Consider the following 15,518-nt stretch of genomic DNA (forward strand, 5'->3'; position numbering starts at 1 on the left):
ATTGACGGTCGTATTTTGTACCGACCGTTCTAATATATACTGGACTGACCGTTACACAAAAAGGGAGTCGGCACATGGGTCGCCAGCAGACGTTCGACACCGCAGAGGTCGTTCGTGCCGCTCGCACCGTCTTCTGGCAGCACGGGTACGAAGACGCCTCGATTCCCGACCTCGAAGCCGCGACCGGGCTCAAGCGGTCGAGCATCTACAACGCCTTCGACAGCAAGCGCGGCCTCTTCGACGCCGCAGTGAGCAGCTACCTCGACGAGGTCGTCCGCCCGAGACTGCGACCGCTCACGGTCGCGCAGGTCTCCCCCGATGCGATCGTCGAGTACTTCTCCGGCCTGCGTGCGGCACTCGAACTGGCCGACTCCTTCACCGCCGAGAACGGCTGCCTGCTGATCAACGCCGCCGGCGGGCCGATCGCCCACGACGACGCCGTGCGCGAGTCGGTCGCCGCCTATCGAGCCGAACTGCAGGCAGCGGTCCGCAACGGTATCGAGGCCAGACACCCCGGACGACCGGCCGACGAGGTCGATCGGCTCGCCGAGACCTGCACGGCCCTCCTCGTCGCGACGTTCGCGCTCACCCGTGTCGACGCCGACGCGGCGCTCGGCAGCCTCGACGCTGCGCGGCGGCTCGTCGACTGAACGCGCTCCCTGCCGCTGGCCTGCGATCGCCCGATCCGACGCAGGCCGCGGCCGAGGGGCGGGCAGATCACGGATTCCGATCGAACCAGTCCGACGCGTGCATGACCGTGGCCGACGGCAGCCCCACTCGATCCATCACCGGCACCCACGTGGCATCCGGCACACCGCCCAGAGCTGACCACTCGAACGCCCGCATCGACGGATGCGCCGCGATCGCTTCAGGGTCCGTGTCCGACAGGCCCACGGCCTTCATGAGCAGCACCTCCTCGAGGAACGGAGCCTCGAGAACCGGCCCCAAACCGGAGAGCCCCTTCATCGAACCGATCTCGACGCGTCGCAGGTGCACGAGTTCGGCCAGCGAGGGAAGCTCATGCACCTGCGGCAGCCCGTAGAGGCTCAACAACCGAAGGTTCGATTGACGGCCGAGGGCGGAGAGATCATGCACTCCGCGTATCTGGTTCACGGCGAGGTACGTCAGATTCGCGCACTCGTCGACCACCTCGATCGATACCCCCGAGCCCCCGCGAATGTCCAGCCACTGCAGTCGAGGCAGCGCTGCCAGGAGGCCCGGCGGGACCTTCACCGCCCAGAGCGTCAGGCGCCGAACCTCGGAGAGCCACTCGGCATCTGCGGGCTGGAGCCGGACATGATCCAGCCACACCACATCGTCAGAACGCCACTGAGCAGCAGCACGGGCAGGAGATCGCCGGGCGGCCGTCATCCGGGCAGCCCCCGCCGTCGGTGCTCAGTCATTCGGTCCGTCGTAGTAGCCCGGCGGCGCGACCAGAACCGACTGGAAGTAGTGTCCCTGCTCTTCGTCAGGGTTCTCGTCGTCGACGAACGGTCGCCACAGCGACAGCAGGAGCGCGGGAGCCGTGTAGCTGCGACCGCCCTCGTCCTCCTCGAGCTCCGTGAGCTCGGAGAGCTGCTCCACGACTCGCGCGGCCGGCGTGCCCAGCAGGTCGATGCCGCGGTACTCGACGCGCACCGGGCCGTAGGGACGGGATACCTCGATCGCGCCCACCGTTCCACCGGGTACGGGTTCGAGTCCGATGGACATGCCGCTGTCGTAGAGAGCCGGCAACCCAGACTGCGGATCGTGCCCGTCGATGGTGGCGAGCGCACGCTCCGCCTCCTCCATGGTCATGCCGATTCGGACCGGGCCCACGCCTTCGGAGGGAACAACGTCGATGATCATGCGTTTCACCCTGTCACACCGACGCCACGGGAGACAGCCTGACCAGCAGGAGCCAGGTGTCGTCGTCGGGCTCGACGGAGGCGGAGTCCACCCGGTAGCGGCCGGGCGCGAGATCGACGCGCAGCGACGAGGTGCTGCCGAGATCCACCGCCGAGTAGGCGGAGTCGAAGACCACGACGGGGCCCGATACCTCCCAGGGCGTCGCTTCCTCCCACCTCGCAACCTCCATCGCCCGCGCGAGTGCACCCACCGCGGCTCCCTCGCTGTCGGCGGCCAGCCTGCGGAGGAACAGGGAGTGCTCCGCGACGAACGTCGTGGGGGCCGGGTCGTCGCCGAGCACGAGGACGGACGCACCGCCGACGTCGATCACCCCGGCATACCCGGTGACCGCGCAGGCTCGCCCGTAGTCGCCGGCTTCCTCTTCGACGTCGTCGTCGTCGAGATCCTCGTCCTCATCGACCGCCCCGGTCCAGGCTTCGAGCACCGACTCGGGCACGGCGATCAGCGGCCCGCCTCCCGTTCCGACCCATGCGACGTTCGCCTCGTCGGTCATCAGGCGTCGATCCACTCCGTGCCGTCGCCCGGGCGGATCCGTGCCAACCCCGTCAGCCCGAGTCCGACGAGGACGTCCAGCACTCGTCTCACCACCTCGTCGCGGTCTGCCGCGGGATCGATGTCGACGTCGAGGTGCGCCCCGAATGCGCCGGATCCGGCGCCGCTCACCTCGCCGATGCCGTCCAGCGCCTCGTTCAGCTCGTCCTCGACATCGTCCCGATCCACCGGGAGCTGCCGGTCGAAGCGGATCTCCATGAAGTCCATGCCTCCATCCTCACCTGGGGACATGCCAGACGTCGATCGCATGTCACGCGCGACGTCGTCGACCGATAGCGTCGGAGGTATGCGGCATCCGCTCGAAGGAGAATCGGTGAGAGACCAGGTCGACACGATCGTGATCGGTGCGGGGGTGGCGGGACTCACCGCCGCTCGGCTGCTGGCGAAGGCAGGCCGGCGGGTCGTGGTGCTCGAGGCCCGCGACCGCGTGGGCGGCAGGGTCTGGACCGATCGCGGCGACGGACTCGTCACCGACCTCGGCGCCTCGTGGATCCACGGCGTCACCGACAGCCCGGTCGCCGCGGCGGCCGAAGCGTACGGCATGCCGATGGTCGAGTTCACGGTCGGCGGGTACCAGCCCGACAGCCGCCCCATCGCGTACTTCGACCCCGACGGCGTGCGGCTCTCGGATGCCGCGGCTCGGCGTTTCGCCGACGACATCCGCGCCGTGGACGCCGCGCTCGCCGGAGTGGTGGCGGCATCCGAACCGGATGCCTCGTACCGCGACGTGACCGAGGCGGCACTTGCAGCGCAGGCCTGGGATGTCGAGCGCGTCCAGCGCGTGCGCGAGTTCCTCGAGCACCGGGCCGAGGAGCAGTACGGGGCGTGGATCGAGGATCTCGCCGCGCACGGCCTCGACGACGACTCCATCGACGGTGTCGAGGTCGTGTTCCCCGACGGGTACGACCGGCTCCCCGCGCGCCTCGCCGCCGGACTCGACGTCCGCCTCGAGCACATCGTCTCCCTCGTGCAGTGGTCGGCCGACGGGGTCGTCGTCACGACCGACCAGGGTGCGTTCAGCGCCGACACCGCCGTGGTGACGGTGCCGGTGGGCGTGCTGCAGTCGCCCGAGTTCGTCGTCGAGCCGCCGCTGCCCGACGCCGTGGCGGGCGCACTCGGCCGGCTCGAGATGAACGCGTTCGAGAAGGTCTTCCTGCGGTTCCCGACGAAGTTCTGGGACGACGAGGTCTACGCCATCCGTCAGCAGGGGCCCGAGAGCCGCTGGTGGCACTCCTGGTACGACCTCACCGATCTGCACGGCACGCCCACGCTCCTGACCTTCGCCGCGGGGCCCGCAGCCCGGGCGACGCGCGACTGGGACCAGGAGCGGGTCGTCGAGTCCGTGCTCGCGCAGCTGCGCAGGCTCTACGGCGAGCGCGTGACCCGGCCGAGCACGGTGCATGTCACGGCGTGGCAGGACGACCCGTTCGCCCGCGGCTCGTACGCCTACATGACGCTCGGCTCCACGACGGCCGACCACGACGATCTCGCGACTCCCGTCGGCGGTGTCCTCCACCTCGCCGGCGAGGCGACCTGGACGGACGACCCGGCGACAGTGCCCGCGGCACTGTACTCCGGGCACCGGGCGGCATCGAACATCCTCGGGCGCGGGATCCCGATCGACGAGGTGTGGGCCGACTGACCGACGGTCACTGCTGCATCCTCGGATCCTCCGTGGGATCGAAGTACTTCGCCGGGCAACCTTCATCGATCGCCTCCGGGTGCAGTTCGAAGTGCCACGGCTCGTTGTCGTAGATCGGACACAGTCCGTATCGGGCGCCGTGTTCCGCCAGCCAGTCGGTCGCGTCATAGGACCCGACGTCCACTGCGCCTCCGGCGACGTGAGCGGAGGTCTCCGCGGTCGCGACCCATCGAGCGGCCTCCTGCTCGGACCCGTAGTCGGCCACGGCATCGCGGAGGAGTTGCTCCTGGTACTCCGGCGAGCGCCAGCCGCTGTTGACGACGAACTCGATCCCGTCCTCGCGCGCATCCGACGCCGCATCGCGCAGGGCCTGCAGCAGGTCGGGGTCGAGGTTGACGATCCCGGGATGCTGCTCATCGAAGGCGGACACCCCGGCGGGCATCGCCCCGTCGGCCTCGGTGACGGCCCCGTCGGCAGCGGCCATCGCCACGCCACCCTGCGGCTGCGTGTCAGCTGGGCCGGCGGATGTCGCGGCCAACGATCTGGCGAGGGATCCGACCATCATCGTGACCGCGACGACGATCGCGATGAGGACCACAGCAGCCCAGAGGATCCTGCGGTACCGAATGCGAGATGTTGCATGGTGACTCATGCCGCCAGTCAACGCAGCCCCGTGTTGCCCGCCCGTATCCGGTTTCGGATACGCCGGCGATATGCGGCGCCTCCTAGCATTGCCAGCATGCGTGTACTGGTGGTCGAGGACGAACCGTTCATGGCGGAGGCCATTCGCGATGGTCTGCGCCTGGAGGCGATCGCGGCAGACATCGCCGGCGACGGGGACACCGCGCTCGAGCTGTTGAGCATCAACTCCTACGACATCGCCGTGCTCGACCGCGACATCCCGGGCCCGTCCGGCGACGAGATCGCCGAGCGCATCGTCGCCTCGGGCAGCGGCATGCCGATCCTGATGTTGACGGCCGCCGATCGCCTCGACGACAAGGCGTCCGGGTTCGGCCTCGGCGCTGACGACTACCTGACCAAGCCGTTCGAACTCCAGGAGCTCGTGCTCAGGCTTCGTGCGCTCGATCGCCGGCGTGCGCACAACCGCCCGCCGGTGCGCGAGATCGCCGGGCTGCGCCTCGACCCATTCCGACGCGAGGTCTACCGCGACGGCCGATACGTCGCGTTGACACGGAAGCAGTTCGCCGTGCTCGAGGTCCTCGTCGCCGCGGAGGGCGGTGTGATCAGCGCCGAAGAGCTGTTGGAGCGGGCGTGGGACGAGAACGCCGACCCCTTCACGAACGCCGTGCGCATCACCGTCTCGGCGTTGCGGAAACGACTCGGCGAGCCTTGGGTCATCGCCACGGTACCTGGCGTCGGCTACCGCATCGACATCGGGCCGGCCGCTCAGGGCGAGGCCGGTCGGCATGAGTAGGGCTCCGGGAATGAGCGTCCGACTCAAGCTGACCCTCAGCTACGCGGGCTTCCTGATGGTCGCGAGCGTGCTGCTGTTGGCCGCGGTATGGCTGTACATCCTGCGCTACGTGCCCACTCATGCGGTCCAGACGATCGGCGGTTTCGTGCCCGGCCAGGGCGATCTCATCCGGGCATTCGGTCCGGTGGTGACCGTGGTGCTGCTGTTCCTGCTGGTCGTCGGGCTGGTCGGGGGCTGGTTCCTCGCGGGCCGCATGCTGGTGCCGCTGGATCGCATCACGGAGGCCACGCGCAAGGCGGCCGACGGGTCCCTCTCGTACCGCATCGACTTGGAGGGCCGGAACGACGAGTTCCGCGAACTCGCCGACAGCTTCGACGCGATGCTCGCACGGCTCGAGGCGCATGTCGCCGAACAGCAGCGATTCGCGGCCAACGCCTCCCACGAGCTGCGCACCCCGCTCGCGATCACGCAGACCATGCTCGAGGTCGCGCGCAGCGATCCCGATCACGTCAGCCCCGCACTCATCGACCGTCTCAGCGCGGTGAACTCCCGGGCGATCGACCTCACCGAGGCACTGCTCCTGCTCAGCCGGGCCGATCAGCGGTCGTTCACCCGAACGGCCGTCGACCTCTCGCTCCTCGCCGAGGAGGCCGTCGAGACGCTGCTGCCGATCGCCGAGCGGCGCAGCGTCGTGGTCGAGACATCCGGAGACATCGCGCTCACGCTCGGCTCCCGCGCGCTGCTGCTGCAGTTGACCACCAACCTTTTGCACAACGCCATCGTGCACAACCTCCTCGAGCACGGCACCGCGAAGGTCACGACGTCCGTCGAGGGCGGGTTCGCCGCCCTCACGGTCGAGAACACCGGCGACGAGCTGCCGTCGCAGCTGATCACCACGCTCACCGAACCGTTCCAACGGGGCACCGAACGCATTCGCGGCGACCACGGCGGCGTGGGGCTCGGCCTCGCGATCGTCAAGAGCATCACCCAGGCGCACGACGGCACGCTCACCATCGTCGCCCGGCCCGAGGGCGGGATGCGCGTGACGGTGCGGCTGCCCGCGATGCCGTCGGGCTCCGCCCCGTGAGCGTCGAGCAGCTCCCCCGTTCCCCGCGCCCGACGAGCGCCCGAGGCGCGCCGAGGCGCGCAGGTCGAGGCATCCTGCTGCCCGGGCTCTTCGCGCTGTATCTCGCGCTGCTCGTCTGGGTCGTCATGTGGAAGCTCGAGGTGCCCTACATCGGCATCGGCGGGCTGGGCCAGGTGAAGCTCGTCCCGTTCGTCTCCGACGACTGCAACGGGGCGAGCGCACCATCCGAGGTCATAGCGAACATCGTGCTCTTCATCCCATTCGGCCTCTACCTCGGTCTGCTCGCGCCGACGTGGCCGTGGTGGAAGGCCGCTTGCGCGATCGCCGGGGCGAGCCTCGCGCTCGAGGTCGCCCAGTACGCACTGTCCGTCGGCAGTTCCGATGTCACCGATCTGATCACCAACACCGCGGGCGGCCTGATCGGGCTCATCCTCCTCGCCGTTGTGCGCCGCCGGCTGGGCGAGCGAACCGGCACGGCCATGACGCGATTCTGTTCGGGCCTGACGGTGCTCGCCCTGATCGCGACCGCAGCGTTCATCGCGTCGCCAGTGAGCTTCGCGCCCCAGCGGGATGTCTTGGTCTCCATGCCGGGCTCACAGGGAACGGGTCCTGGGATGCGCAGCGGTGACGGCGAGCGGATCGATCGTGAGGTGCGCGACCTGCAGTGTTAGCGCACGACGCGATGCCGCAGGTAGACGACCCCCGAGTCGAATGCGCGACTCTCGAGGAGCTCGAGATCCACATGGCGTTCCTGCTGTTCGAAGAACGGGATACCACCCCCGACCAGCACCGGATAGACCCTGACCCGGTATTCGTCGATCAGCCCGAGGGCGGCGACCTCGGCGGCGAGGGTCGCCCCGCCGATGGCGATCTCACCGTCTCCCGGCTCGGCTCGCAGCCGCTCGATCTCCTCCGCGACGCTGCCAGTAGCCAGACGTGAGTTGCCCTGCACCTCCGTGAGCGTCGTGGAGAACACCACCTTCGGGAGCGGGTTCCAGAGCGTGGTCCACTCGCGCTCCGAGTCGTCGAGGTCGCCCGGATCGACGGTCTCCCAGTACAGCATCGTCTCGTACAGCTTGCGACCCATCAGGTGGACGCCGACACCTCGTATCTCGTCGAAGGAGAGTCGGAACACGTCCTCATCGGGGACGCTCCAGTCGAACCCGCCGTCGGGCCCGACGATGTAGCCGTCGAGCGAGGCACTCATCGAGTACGTCACCTTGCGCATCGGAATTCCTCCTCTGTGTGACGAGTTCGACGATACGACCCGACCGACTCTTCGGGAAGGTACCCGCCAAGCCGACCGTCAGTACGAGTGAGCGGTGAGTCTCCCGTCGACGTCGTCGACGGCCTCGAGTCGATACAGCCGGTCGTCGAGTGCTGCGAACGCGTCGTCGAAGTCTCCCGCGTCGAGCATCGCAGCGCGATCGTCCGACGCGCGCGGATACGGAGTCCCCATCAGGCTCATCGCGTCGCGCAGCAGCCCTGCCCACTCGTCGCCGAGCAGTCCCGGCAGCGCGTCCAGCGCGATCTCAGCCGTGTCGCCGCCCCAGTACCGGAAGTAGGAGTCGAATCCGCCCGAGTTCACTTCCTGCCTCAGATCGAGGACTGCGTACAGGCGCTGCTGCCCGACCGGAAGACCGGAACGATCTGCTTCACCGAATGCCGAGTACCCGGTCCACATGTCAGTCGAACTCCACGCTGGTCTGGCGCGGATACGCTCCCCCGGCCAGTTTGACGAGGTGCGCGTGCGCGTATTCGCAGACGAGCGCGTGCCGGTAGACCATGCGCGGCACGTCGACGTTGGAATCCATCCAGAGGCTCAGCTCGCCGACCTTCCAGTGGCGGAACGTGTCGTCGTCGCAGAGCACCGCGAGGATCTCGAGGAACGAGTCGTCGAAGCGCATCGAGTGCACGGCCCGGCGGTACTCCTCCATCGTGAGCGCCATGGAGAACGGGATGTTCATGAAGCACAGCGCGGTCTGGATGTCGAGTCGCAGCAGGCGGCGACGTCGCCGTTCGGCATCGATCGGCGGGATGTCGAGCTCCGCGAAGTCGAGGTGCTCCTGAGGCTCCAGCGGTGCACCGTCGATGGCGATGAGCACGTCGTAGACATTGACGTCGTGCTCGACGACCGCGTGGTCGCCGAGCTCGGCGAGACTCACCGGGCGCAGCGTGACCGGTGGGATCGAGGCATCCGTGTTGCGGAGCACGAAGTTCACGAGGTTCGTCTCGATGACGAAGTGCCGGATGAGCAGCTCGACGGCGTCGGGTGAGACGAACCGCCTCAGATACCAGATGCACAGTCGATCCATCGTCGTCAGCGGCATCCAGCGGAACGGCAGCACGCGCTTGACGATCGAGATGAGGGCGACCAGGATGCGCGACAGTGGCCGCGCGATCGGGTAGAGCCAGCGTCGCGAGAGGCGCCGCTGATCGTCGATGATCTTCCGCACGACCGCTCGGTCGAGTGGCACGGCGGGGTCCACCGCCACCGCCTCCCACATGCTCGGGTCGGATCGCACGGACTCGGTCATCTCAGCTGTCCAGTTCTTCCAGCTGCAGTGCGTAGAGCCGGGCGACCACCTGTGCACAGCGCACGATCTCGTCGGCCGCGGCGTCATCGATCATCTCGGAGGTGAGGATGGCCTCGAGAGCGCCGGTGTGCTCGCTGTCGGCCTCCTGGTGGTACTGCATGAAGTGCACCTGGCTGTCTGCCAACCCGAGCACCTCCTGGAACCTGCCGGCCCACCCTGCGGCACGCCTCGCGCCGAGTCCTTCGATGATGAACATCGCGCCGAGCAGGCCCACCGGGTTCGGCTGATCCGCGTAGTGGAACATGTAGCCCGAGAGTGCTTCGGAGCCGATGTTCTTGCGGCCGGCGCGCAGTTCGGCGAGCGAGCCGCCGATCGCGACGTAGTCGCGTTCGAGCATGAGGTAGTCGCGGTGCTCCTCCTCGGCGTGGCGGATCGCCGCAGCACGCAGCTCGAAGTGCTCGATATCGAAGTTCGATGCGGCACGTGAGATCCACGGCGACCCGTCGACGACCTGCTGTCGGAGGTTGAAGAGCAGCCGCCGGTAGTCGTCGATCGTGACCGTGCCGTCGTCGAGGCGGATGAGCACCGGCACGCGCGCGAGGTGCTCCTCGAGCTCGACCCACACCTCGGCGAGCCGCTCGAAGAGCGTGCCCTCGTCGGTGGACGGCATGCCGGTGGGGGCGGTCGTCGTGTCGGTCGTCATGTCGGTGCTCCTTGCTGATCGGGTGGGGCGACCACGGTGAGGTGGGCGAAGGCGAACGAGAATCGGCCCGACTCGGGCACGGCGAGCAGGATCGTCTCCCCGGGGCGGAAGCGCCCGGTGCTCCAGGCCTCCTCGAGGGCGATGAAGATGCTCGCCGAACCGGTGTTGCCGCGGGTCTCGAGGTTCGAGTACCACTTCTCGGTGTCGAGTGACGGGATGCGCCGGCGCAACCCGTCGAACGCCGCATCGCGGAACGCGTTCGTGCTGTAGTGGCAGACCACATGGTCGAGATGATGCACATCGACGAGGCCGATGTCGACGAGTTGCTCGAACTGCTCGATTCCTGCCTCGGCGAGCTCGTCGAGCACCGTGACATCCTGCCGCAGCACGAACATGCCGCCTGCCTCGGCTTCGGCGACGCCGACATCCTGCCAGGTGTGGCCGACGCCGGGCTCGATGCCGTCCATGCCCGCCCGCATGCACACGTCGTGCTCATGCGCGAGCGAGACCTGGCGCACCCAGTCGACGCGCAGCGACGGCTTGCTCGGGTGCGGCTGGAACTCGACGACGACGGCGCCGGCGCCGTCGGAGAGCATCCAGCGGAGGAAATGGGAGTCCATGCCGGCACGGATGTCGTCGAAGCGGCGCTGCCGCAGGCTGCGACTGGACAGTTCGGAACCCACGACCGCGACGAGCGGATGGTCGCCGAGCCTGACCTTGCTGACGGCCGCGTCGAGCGCAGCGAGTCCGGACGCGCAGACGCCCGACGCCGACAGCAGCTGCATCGGACCACCGCCGAGGCGCCCGTGCACCATCGATGCGAAGCCCGGCACGAGCACGTCGCCCATCGTCGTCGCGCAGGCCAGCATTCGCACGTCGGCCGCGTCGATGCCCCGGTCGTCGAAGGCCGCGCGGAGCGCCTTGACGGCAAGCTCCTCATTGAGCTCGGTGGGTTCGCCGTGTTCGTCGAGTGCGTAGTGCCGCTGCCGGATGCCGTTCGCGTCGAGGATGCGACGACGGATCCGCTCGGTGACCGGATCGTCGCCACCGAGCCGCGATGCGATGCCGTCGTTGTCGACGGGTTCTCCCGGAAGATACCGGCCGAAACCCGTGAGATACGCCGTCGCTGTCGAACCCATGGAGACGACCATAGGGCACTGAACGGGTCATGGTTCGAAAGCTGTGCACAGACCCTCAACGGGCCGAAAAACGGATACTACTCCCGGCATCCGGCACATCGCATCAGCATTGATCCTGATTATTTGATGTCGAGCGAAAGCCATGATGTGGCACTACGGCGGACCCTCCGCCGTGGAAAGGGAGCCTGTCATGCAGGAGACTCAGGGCGGAATCGGACGACGGACGCTGCTGGCCGGTGCCATCGCGGTGGGCGCGGCGGCAATGATCGAACAACTCGCGGCGCCTGCCGCACTCGCCGATTGGCCGAACGGACAGTTGCCTGCCTCTGCGCTCACGTGGGTACCGGGAAGCAGTGGCTCCGTCCCGCTCGAGAAGGCGTGCGCGAGTGCTTGGTTGAGTATGGTCGCGGCCTGTCGCCAAGACATCGGGCTCAACATGGTCGTCACCTCGCCGGACGGCGGGTATCGCGACCTGGCCATGCAGCAGGCGCTTATCGATGATCCGCAGGGGCCGGTCCCGATCGCAGGTCTGGGCAGGTCGTCTCACGGCTGGGGCTCCGCGATCGACATCTGGGCGCGCGACATGGACTGGATGCGGGCGAATGCCGGTCGCTTCGGTTTCAGCCAGACCTGGTCGAGCGAGCCCTGGCATTGGCAGTGGGGAGGGACCCCGGCTGGAGTCGACTACGAAGGCGAGAAGTCCCCTCGCGTGAATGTCTCGGACTTCAGCGGCGATGGCGCAGCCGACGTCCTAGGTGTCAACGCGGCGGGAAACCTCATGTACTACGCGCACAACGGATCGGGCCTGTCGGCACCCGTTCAGATCGGCAACGGTTGGGGCACGTTCAAGCACGTGATGGCGGCCGACTTCAGCGGCGACGGCAAGGCCGACGTCCTCGGTGTCAACGCCGAGGGAAACCTCATGTACTACCCGCACAACGGCACGGGCCTGTCGGCACCCGTTCAGATCGGCAACGGGTGGGGCGCGTTCAAGCACGTGATGGCGGCCGACTTCAGCGGCGACGGCAAGGCCGACGTCCTCGGTGTCAACGCCGAGGGAAACCTCATGTACTACCCGCACAACGGGACGGGCCTCTCGGCCCCGATCCAGATCGGCAACGGGTGGGGCACGTTCAAGCACGTGATGGCGGCCGACTTCAGCGGTGACGGCGCAGCCGACGTCCTCGGTGTCAACGCCGAGGGAAACCTCATGTACTACCCGCACAACGGGACGGGCCTCTCGGCCCCGATCCAGATCGGCAACGGCTGGGGCACGTTCAAGCACGTCTGGGCCTCGGATTTCAGCGGCGACGGCAAGGCCGACGTCCTGGGTGTCAACGCGGCAGGCAACCTCATGTACTACCCGCACAACGGGTCGGGCCTGTCGGCGCCGATCCAGATCGGCAACGGCTGGGGATCATTCATTCACGTGATGTGAGTTCGGACGCCTCCACTCGCAGGGGCTGCCCCGATGATCGTCGGGGCAGCCCCTGCGGCAACGCGGGATCCGGGCGGCGCTCTCTCATCCGACCGATGAGGCCACGACTCCGTCAGAACGTCGACCGCGTCGGCGCCTCAGCGCGACGGCGACGCGCGGCCGTGTACAGGCGCTCGACGATCCACAGCACGACGCCGATCGCCAGGAGCCCGAGCGCGATTCCGTACTGCCCTGCCGGGCGGCCGGAGGTCCACGGGAACACCAGGTAGAGGCACGTGATCGCCCCGATCACCGGCAGTGCCGAGGGCGTGCGGAAGTGCTTGTGGTCGACAGGCTGCCGCCGCAGCACCAGCACGGTCACGTTGACGATCGCGAACACGGTGAGCAGCAGCAGCGACGTCGTGCCGCCGAGGAGGGCGACGATCGAGCCCTCGGCGTCGAGTGAGACGTAGACGATGAGTCCCGCGGCGAGCGCGCTCGTGAACAGGATCGCAGCCCAGGGCGTCTGGCGCCTCGGCGCGACCTTGCCGAGGAACGGCGGCAGCACCTGCTGCCGACTCATGCCGTACAGCAGGCGGCTCGCCATCATCATGTTGATCAGGGCCGTGTTGGCGACGGCGAACATCGAGATGAACGGGAGCAGGTCGTTGATCGGGAAGCCGGGCGCCGCGGCCTCGACCGCGGTCACGAGCGGCGTCTCGCTGCCGACGAGTTGCCCGATCGGCACGAGCGCCACCACGGTGATCGATACCAGCACGTAGATCACCGCCGCGATGCCGAGCCCGCTCAGCATCATCTTCGGGAAGATGCGGCTCGGGTCCTTCGTCTCCTCGGCCATGTTGACCGAGTCCTCGAAGCCGACCATGGCGAAGAACGCCAGTGACGTCGCCGTGCTGACCGCGAGCAGCACGCCCTTGTCTTCAGGCGTGTCGAAGGCAACGACCCGCGACCAGTCCGCGTTGCCCCCGGCGATCGCCCACATGCCGATGAGGATGACGAGCAGCAGACCCGACAACTCGACGAGGGTCAGGAAGACGTTCAGCCATACGCTCTCACTCACGCCCCGCAGGTTCACGAGCATGATGAGCACGATGAACGCGAGCGCGATGAGCATCGTCGACACCGTGGCATCCGGGATTCCGAAGGCGACGAGCAGGTTCGCGGCGAACGCACGCGATGCCGTCGACGCCGAGGTGATCCCCGAGGTCATCACGATGAAGCACACGATGAAGGTGAAGAAGTGGATGCCGAACGCCTTGTGCGTGTACAGCGCCGCTCCGGCGGCCTGCGGGTACTTCGTAACGAGCTCGAGATACGAGAACGCGGTCACGGTCGCCACCGCGAACGCGAGGAGGAAGGGCAGCCAGGCGGCGCCGCCGACCTCGGCGGCGACCTGGCCGGTGAGCGCATAGATGCCCGTGCCGAGGATGTCCCCGACGATGAACAGGAGCAGCAGCCCGGGCCCGAGTACCCGCTTGAGCTCGGGCTCCGGCTCGACTGCCTGCACGACTTTGGTCCAAGACGGGTCGTCGTTCATGTCGCACCCCTTTCCCCGAACCCAGCCGACCACATCCGGCTCGCCGGCTCAACCCCTGCGCTGGCCGAACGCGGCCGAGGGAGGAACCGCACTCAGTCTTGAGGAACTTGCTGCACAGGGCCGATCGGCGTGTGGTCAGGAGCTTCTGGCGTGAGCGTTGCTCGAGCACCGCTCGCCGTCCGCCGGCGCACGAGTGGGAGGATCGCCGCGGCGACGAGCGCGATCGCCGCGACGAGAACGGCGGTGGCGAATCCGCCGGCTGAGACCGCAGCGATCGTCCCGAGGATGGCGATGCCGAGCCCACCGCCGAGCGCGAAGCCGACCTCCTGGATCGCGCCGACCTGGCCGGCGTCGTCGTCTGTGGTCGCATCGAACAACGCGGTCGCCGCAAGCGTTCCAGCGATGCCGAATCCGAGGCCGACGCACGCCAGTGGCACCGCGACGAGCTCCGGGTCCATGACGAGCCATCCCATGCCGGCGGCCTGCAGGAGAAGCGCTACGACCGTGAGTGTCTGTGCGCGCATCCAACGAAGCGCGATCGGGGCGACCACCCCGCCGATCGCGATGGCCGCCGCCTGCGGCAGGATCGCGAGTCCGGCATCCGCGGCGCTCTGGCCCCTCGTGTCCTGCAGATGCAGGCTCACGAGCAGCACGGACCCGGACGCGACGCCGCTGGCGACGAGGACTCGGACGATGGCGGGGCTGAACCCCTGCAGCCCGAACAGTCGCAGATCGATGAGCGGTTCGCTCAGCCGTCGTTGCCTCGCGATGAAGAAGACGAGACTCACGACGGCGATCGCACCGGCTACCGCGGCGGACACCGGCGCCGCGAGCGCCTCGTGCAGCGCAAACGTGAGGGCGCCGAGTGCGACGATCGAGGAGACGATGCTCGGGATGTCCCAGGACTGCGGTCGGGAACTGCGCGAGTCCGGGACCAGCCAGAACGCGAGAACCCCGGCGAGCACCGCTAGCGGCACGCTCCCCAGCAACAGCCAGCGCCACCCCGGTCCGTCCGAGAGCAGCCCGCCGAGGACGGGACCGAGTGCGCTGCCCACGCCGAACGTCGCCGTCCACAGCCCGTAGGCCAGCACGCGCTCCCTGGCCCGGTAGTTGGCGCCGATGGTGGCGACCACTCCGGCGACGACGAATGCTTCGGCGACACCGAGCAGCCCGCGGATGACGATGAGCAGGGTCCCACTGTCCGCGAGGCCCCCGACCGCGTTGAGCACCGCGAATCCCGCGAGGCCGATGAGGACGATCCGCTTACGACCGAACGCGTCTCCGATCCGCGCGGCGACGATGAGGGTTGCGGCCAGCGAAAGGGAGTAGATGTCGACGAACCAGAGCCCCTCGGTGTCGGTGAAGGTCAGGTCGGCACGTATTCGGGGAAGAGCGGTGGAGACGCTGCTGATCGCGAGCGCGCCGATGAGAATTCCCAGGAGCAGCGGAACCATCGCGAGCCAGAGGCGAAGGGTCGAGCGCGAATCGATGATGGCGGTGGGTGAAGTCACATCACGAGTCTGTAAAGTACAGACAGAAG

18 protein-coding genes are annotated in these 15,518 nt (G+C 68.1%); 6 read left to right on the plus strand and 12 right to left on the minus strand.

The window, feature by feature from the left end:
* Positions 1 to 74 precede the first annotated feature (74 nt).
* Positions 75 to 650, plus strand: coding sequence for a TetR/AcrR family transcriptional regulator (locus BUR99_RS05840; RefSeq protein WP_074259321.1), 576 nt, complete (start codon positions 75 to 77; stop codon positions 648 to 650).
* A gap of 67 nt (positions 651 to 717) precedes the next feature.
* Here the strand turns inward: BUR99_RS05840 and BUR99_RS05845 are convergent, their stop codons facing one another.
* Genes BUR99_RS05845 through BUR99_RS05860 form a run of 4 tightly spaced genes read right to left on the minus strand, consistent with a single transcriptional unit; the run spans position 718 to position 2,658 of the window.
* Entirely contained in the window at positions 718 to 1,371 is a 654-nt protein-coding gene (locus BUR99_RS05845; RefSeq protein ID WP_074259322.1) for a leucine-rich repeat domain-containing protein, read from the minus strand.
* Positions 1,372 to 1,395: 24 nt separating this feature from the next.
* Positions 1,396 to 1,848: a hypothetical protein gene (locus BUR99_RS05850; protein ID WP_074259323.1), complete on the minus strand. Its 453-nt coding sequence runs from the start codon at positions 1,846 to 1,848 to the stop codon at positions 1,396 to 1,398.
* 13 nt (positions 1,849 to 1,861) lie between these two features.
* Positions 1,862 to 2,401: an Imm21 family immunity protein gene (locus tag BUR99_RS05855; RefSeq protein WP_074259324.1), complete on the minus strand. Its 540-nt coding sequence runs from the start codon at positions 2,399 to 2,401 to the stop codon at positions 1,862 to 1,864.
* The gene (locus BUR99_RS05860; RefSeq protein WP_200802671.1) at positions 2,401 to 2,658 is read right to left on the minus strand and encodes a hypothetical protein; all 258 of its coding nucleotides are present in this window, start codon (positions 2,656 to 2,658) and stop codon (positions 2,401 to 2,403) included. The genes BUR99_RS05855 and BUR99_RS05860 overlap by 1 nt, the downstream gene beginning before the upstream one ends.
* Positions 2,659 to 2,746: 88 nt before the next feature.
* Between BUR99_RS05860 and BUR99_RS05865 the strand changes: the two genes are divergently transcribed.
* A complete protein-coding gene (locus BUR99_RS05865) occupies positions 2,747 to 4,102 on the plus strand; it encodes a flavin monoamine oxidase family protein (RefSeq protein WP_074259326.1) in 1,356 nt (451 codons plus the stop codon).
* Between the two features lie 7 nt (positions 4,103 to 4,109).
* Here the strand turns inward: BUR99_RS05865 and BUR99_RS05870 are convergent, their stop codons facing one another.
* Complete coding sequence (locus BUR99_RS05870) at positions 4,110 to 4,754, minus strand: M15 family metallopeptidase (RefSeq protein ID WP_074259327.1); 645 nt, start codon at positions 4,752 to 4,754, stop codon at positions 4,110 to 4,112.
* Between the two features lie 87 nt (positions 4,755 to 4,841).
* Here BUR99_RS05870 and BUR99_RS05875 point away from each other — a divergent pair, with 87 nt between their 5' ends.
* From BUR99_RS05875 to BUR99_RS05885, 3 genes are read left to right on the plus strand one after another with little or no spacing between them, the layout of a single operon-like run.
* Positions 4,842 to 5,537 (plus strand): response regulator transcription factor, encoded by a 696-nt coding sequence (locus BUR99_RS05875; RefSeq protein ID WP_074259328.1) that lies wholly within the window; start codon positions 4,842 to 4,844, stop codon positions 5,535 to 5,537.
* A gap of 10 nt (positions 5,538 to 5,547) precedes the next feature.
* The gene (locus tag BUR99_RS05880) at positions 5,548 to 6,624 is read left to right on the plus strand and encodes a sensor histidine kinase (protein WP_327077884.1); all 1,077 of its coding nucleotides are present in this window, start codon (positions 5,548 to 5,550) and stop codon (positions 6,622 to 6,624) included.
* Positions 6,621 to 7,295, plus strand: a complete 675-nt coding sequence (locus BUR99_RS05885; RefSeq protein ID WP_074259330.1) for a VanZ family protein — start codon at positions 6,621 to 6,623, stop codon at positions 7,293 to 7,295. The genes BUR99_RS05880 and BUR99_RS05885 overlap by 4 nt, the downstream gene beginning before the upstream one ends.
* On the opposite strand, the gene BUR99_RS05890 is transcribed toward BUR99_RS05885, so the two are convergent.
* From BUR99_RS05890 to BUR99_RS20405, 5 genes are all read right to left on the minus strand, one after another.
* Positions 7,292 to 7,852: a dihydrofolate reductase family protein gene (locus BUR99_RS05890; RefSeq protein ID WP_074259331.1), complete on the minus strand. Its 561-nt coding sequence runs from the start codon at positions 7,850 to 7,852 to the stop codon at positions 7,292 to 7,294. The two genes, BUR99_RS05885 and BUR99_RS05890, sit on opposite strands and share 4 nt — an antisense overlap.
* Positions 7,853 to 7,930: 78 nt before the next feature.
* A complete protein-coding gene (locus BUR99_RS05895; protein WP_074259332.1) occupies positions 7,931 to 8,308 on the minus strand; it encodes a DMP19 family protein in 378 nt (125 codons plus the stop codon).
* A 1-nt stretch (position 8,309) separates the two neighbouring features.
* Positions 8,310 to 9,161, minus strand: coding sequence for a DUF6999 family protein (locus BUR99_RS05900; RefSeq protein ID WP_074259333.1), 852 nt, complete (start codon positions 9,159 to 9,161; stop codon positions 8,310 to 8,312).
* Position 9,162: 1 nt separating this feature from the next.
* Complete coding sequence (locus BUR99_RS20400; RefSeq protein ID WP_074259334.1) at positions 9,163 to 9,864, minus strand: iron-containing redox enzyme family protein; 702 nt, start codon at positions 9,862 to 9,864, stop codon at positions 9,163 to 9,165.
* On the minus strand, positions 9,861 to 11,003 hold the full coding sequence (locus tag BUR99_RS20405) for a 3-oxoacyl-[acyl-carrier-protein] synthase III C-terminal domain-containing protein (RefSeq protein WP_074259514.1): 1,143 nt from the start codon (positions 11,001 to 11,003) through the stop codon (positions 9,861 to 9,863). Before BUR99_RS20405 ends, BUR99_RS20400 begins: the two co-directional genes overlap by 4 nt.
* A gap of 190 nt (positions 11,004 to 11,193) precedes the next feature.
* On the opposite strand from BUR99_RS20405, the gene BUR99_RS05915 reads away from it, so the two are divergent.
* Positions 11,194 to 12,441 (plus strand): FG-GAP-like repeat-containing protein, encoded by a 1,248-nt coding sequence (locus BUR99_RS05915; RefSeq protein WP_074259335.1) that lies wholly within the window; start codon positions 11,194 to 11,196, stop codon positions 12,439 to 12,441.
* Positions 12,442 to 12,553: 112 nt separating this feature from the next.
* On the opposite strand, the gene BUR99_RS05920 is transcribed toward BUR99_RS05915, so the two are convergent.
* Together BUR99_RS05920 and BUR99_RS05925 are read right to left on the minus strand one after the other, a co-directional pair.
* Positions 12,554 to 13,978, minus strand: coding sequence for an APC family permease (locus BUR99_RS05920; RefSeq protein ID WP_074259336.1), 1,425 nt, complete (start codon positions 13,976 to 13,978; stop codon positions 12,554 to 12,556).
* Positions 13,979 to 14,070: 92 nt separating this feature from the next.
* On the minus strand, positions 14,071 to 15,489 hold the full coding sequence (locus tag BUR99_RS05925) for an MFS transporter (RefSeq protein WP_074259337.1): 1,419 nt from the start codon (positions 15,487 to 15,489) through the stop codon (positions 14,071 to 14,073).
* Between the last annotated feature and the right edge of the window lie 29 nt (positions 15,490 to 15,518).

The organism is Agromyces cerinus subsp. cerinus, from assembly GCF_900142065.1.
In the GTDB taxonomy this organism is placed as follows: Bacteria; Actinomycetota; Actinomycetes; order Actinomycetales; family Microbacteriaceae; genus Agromyces; species Agromyces cerinus.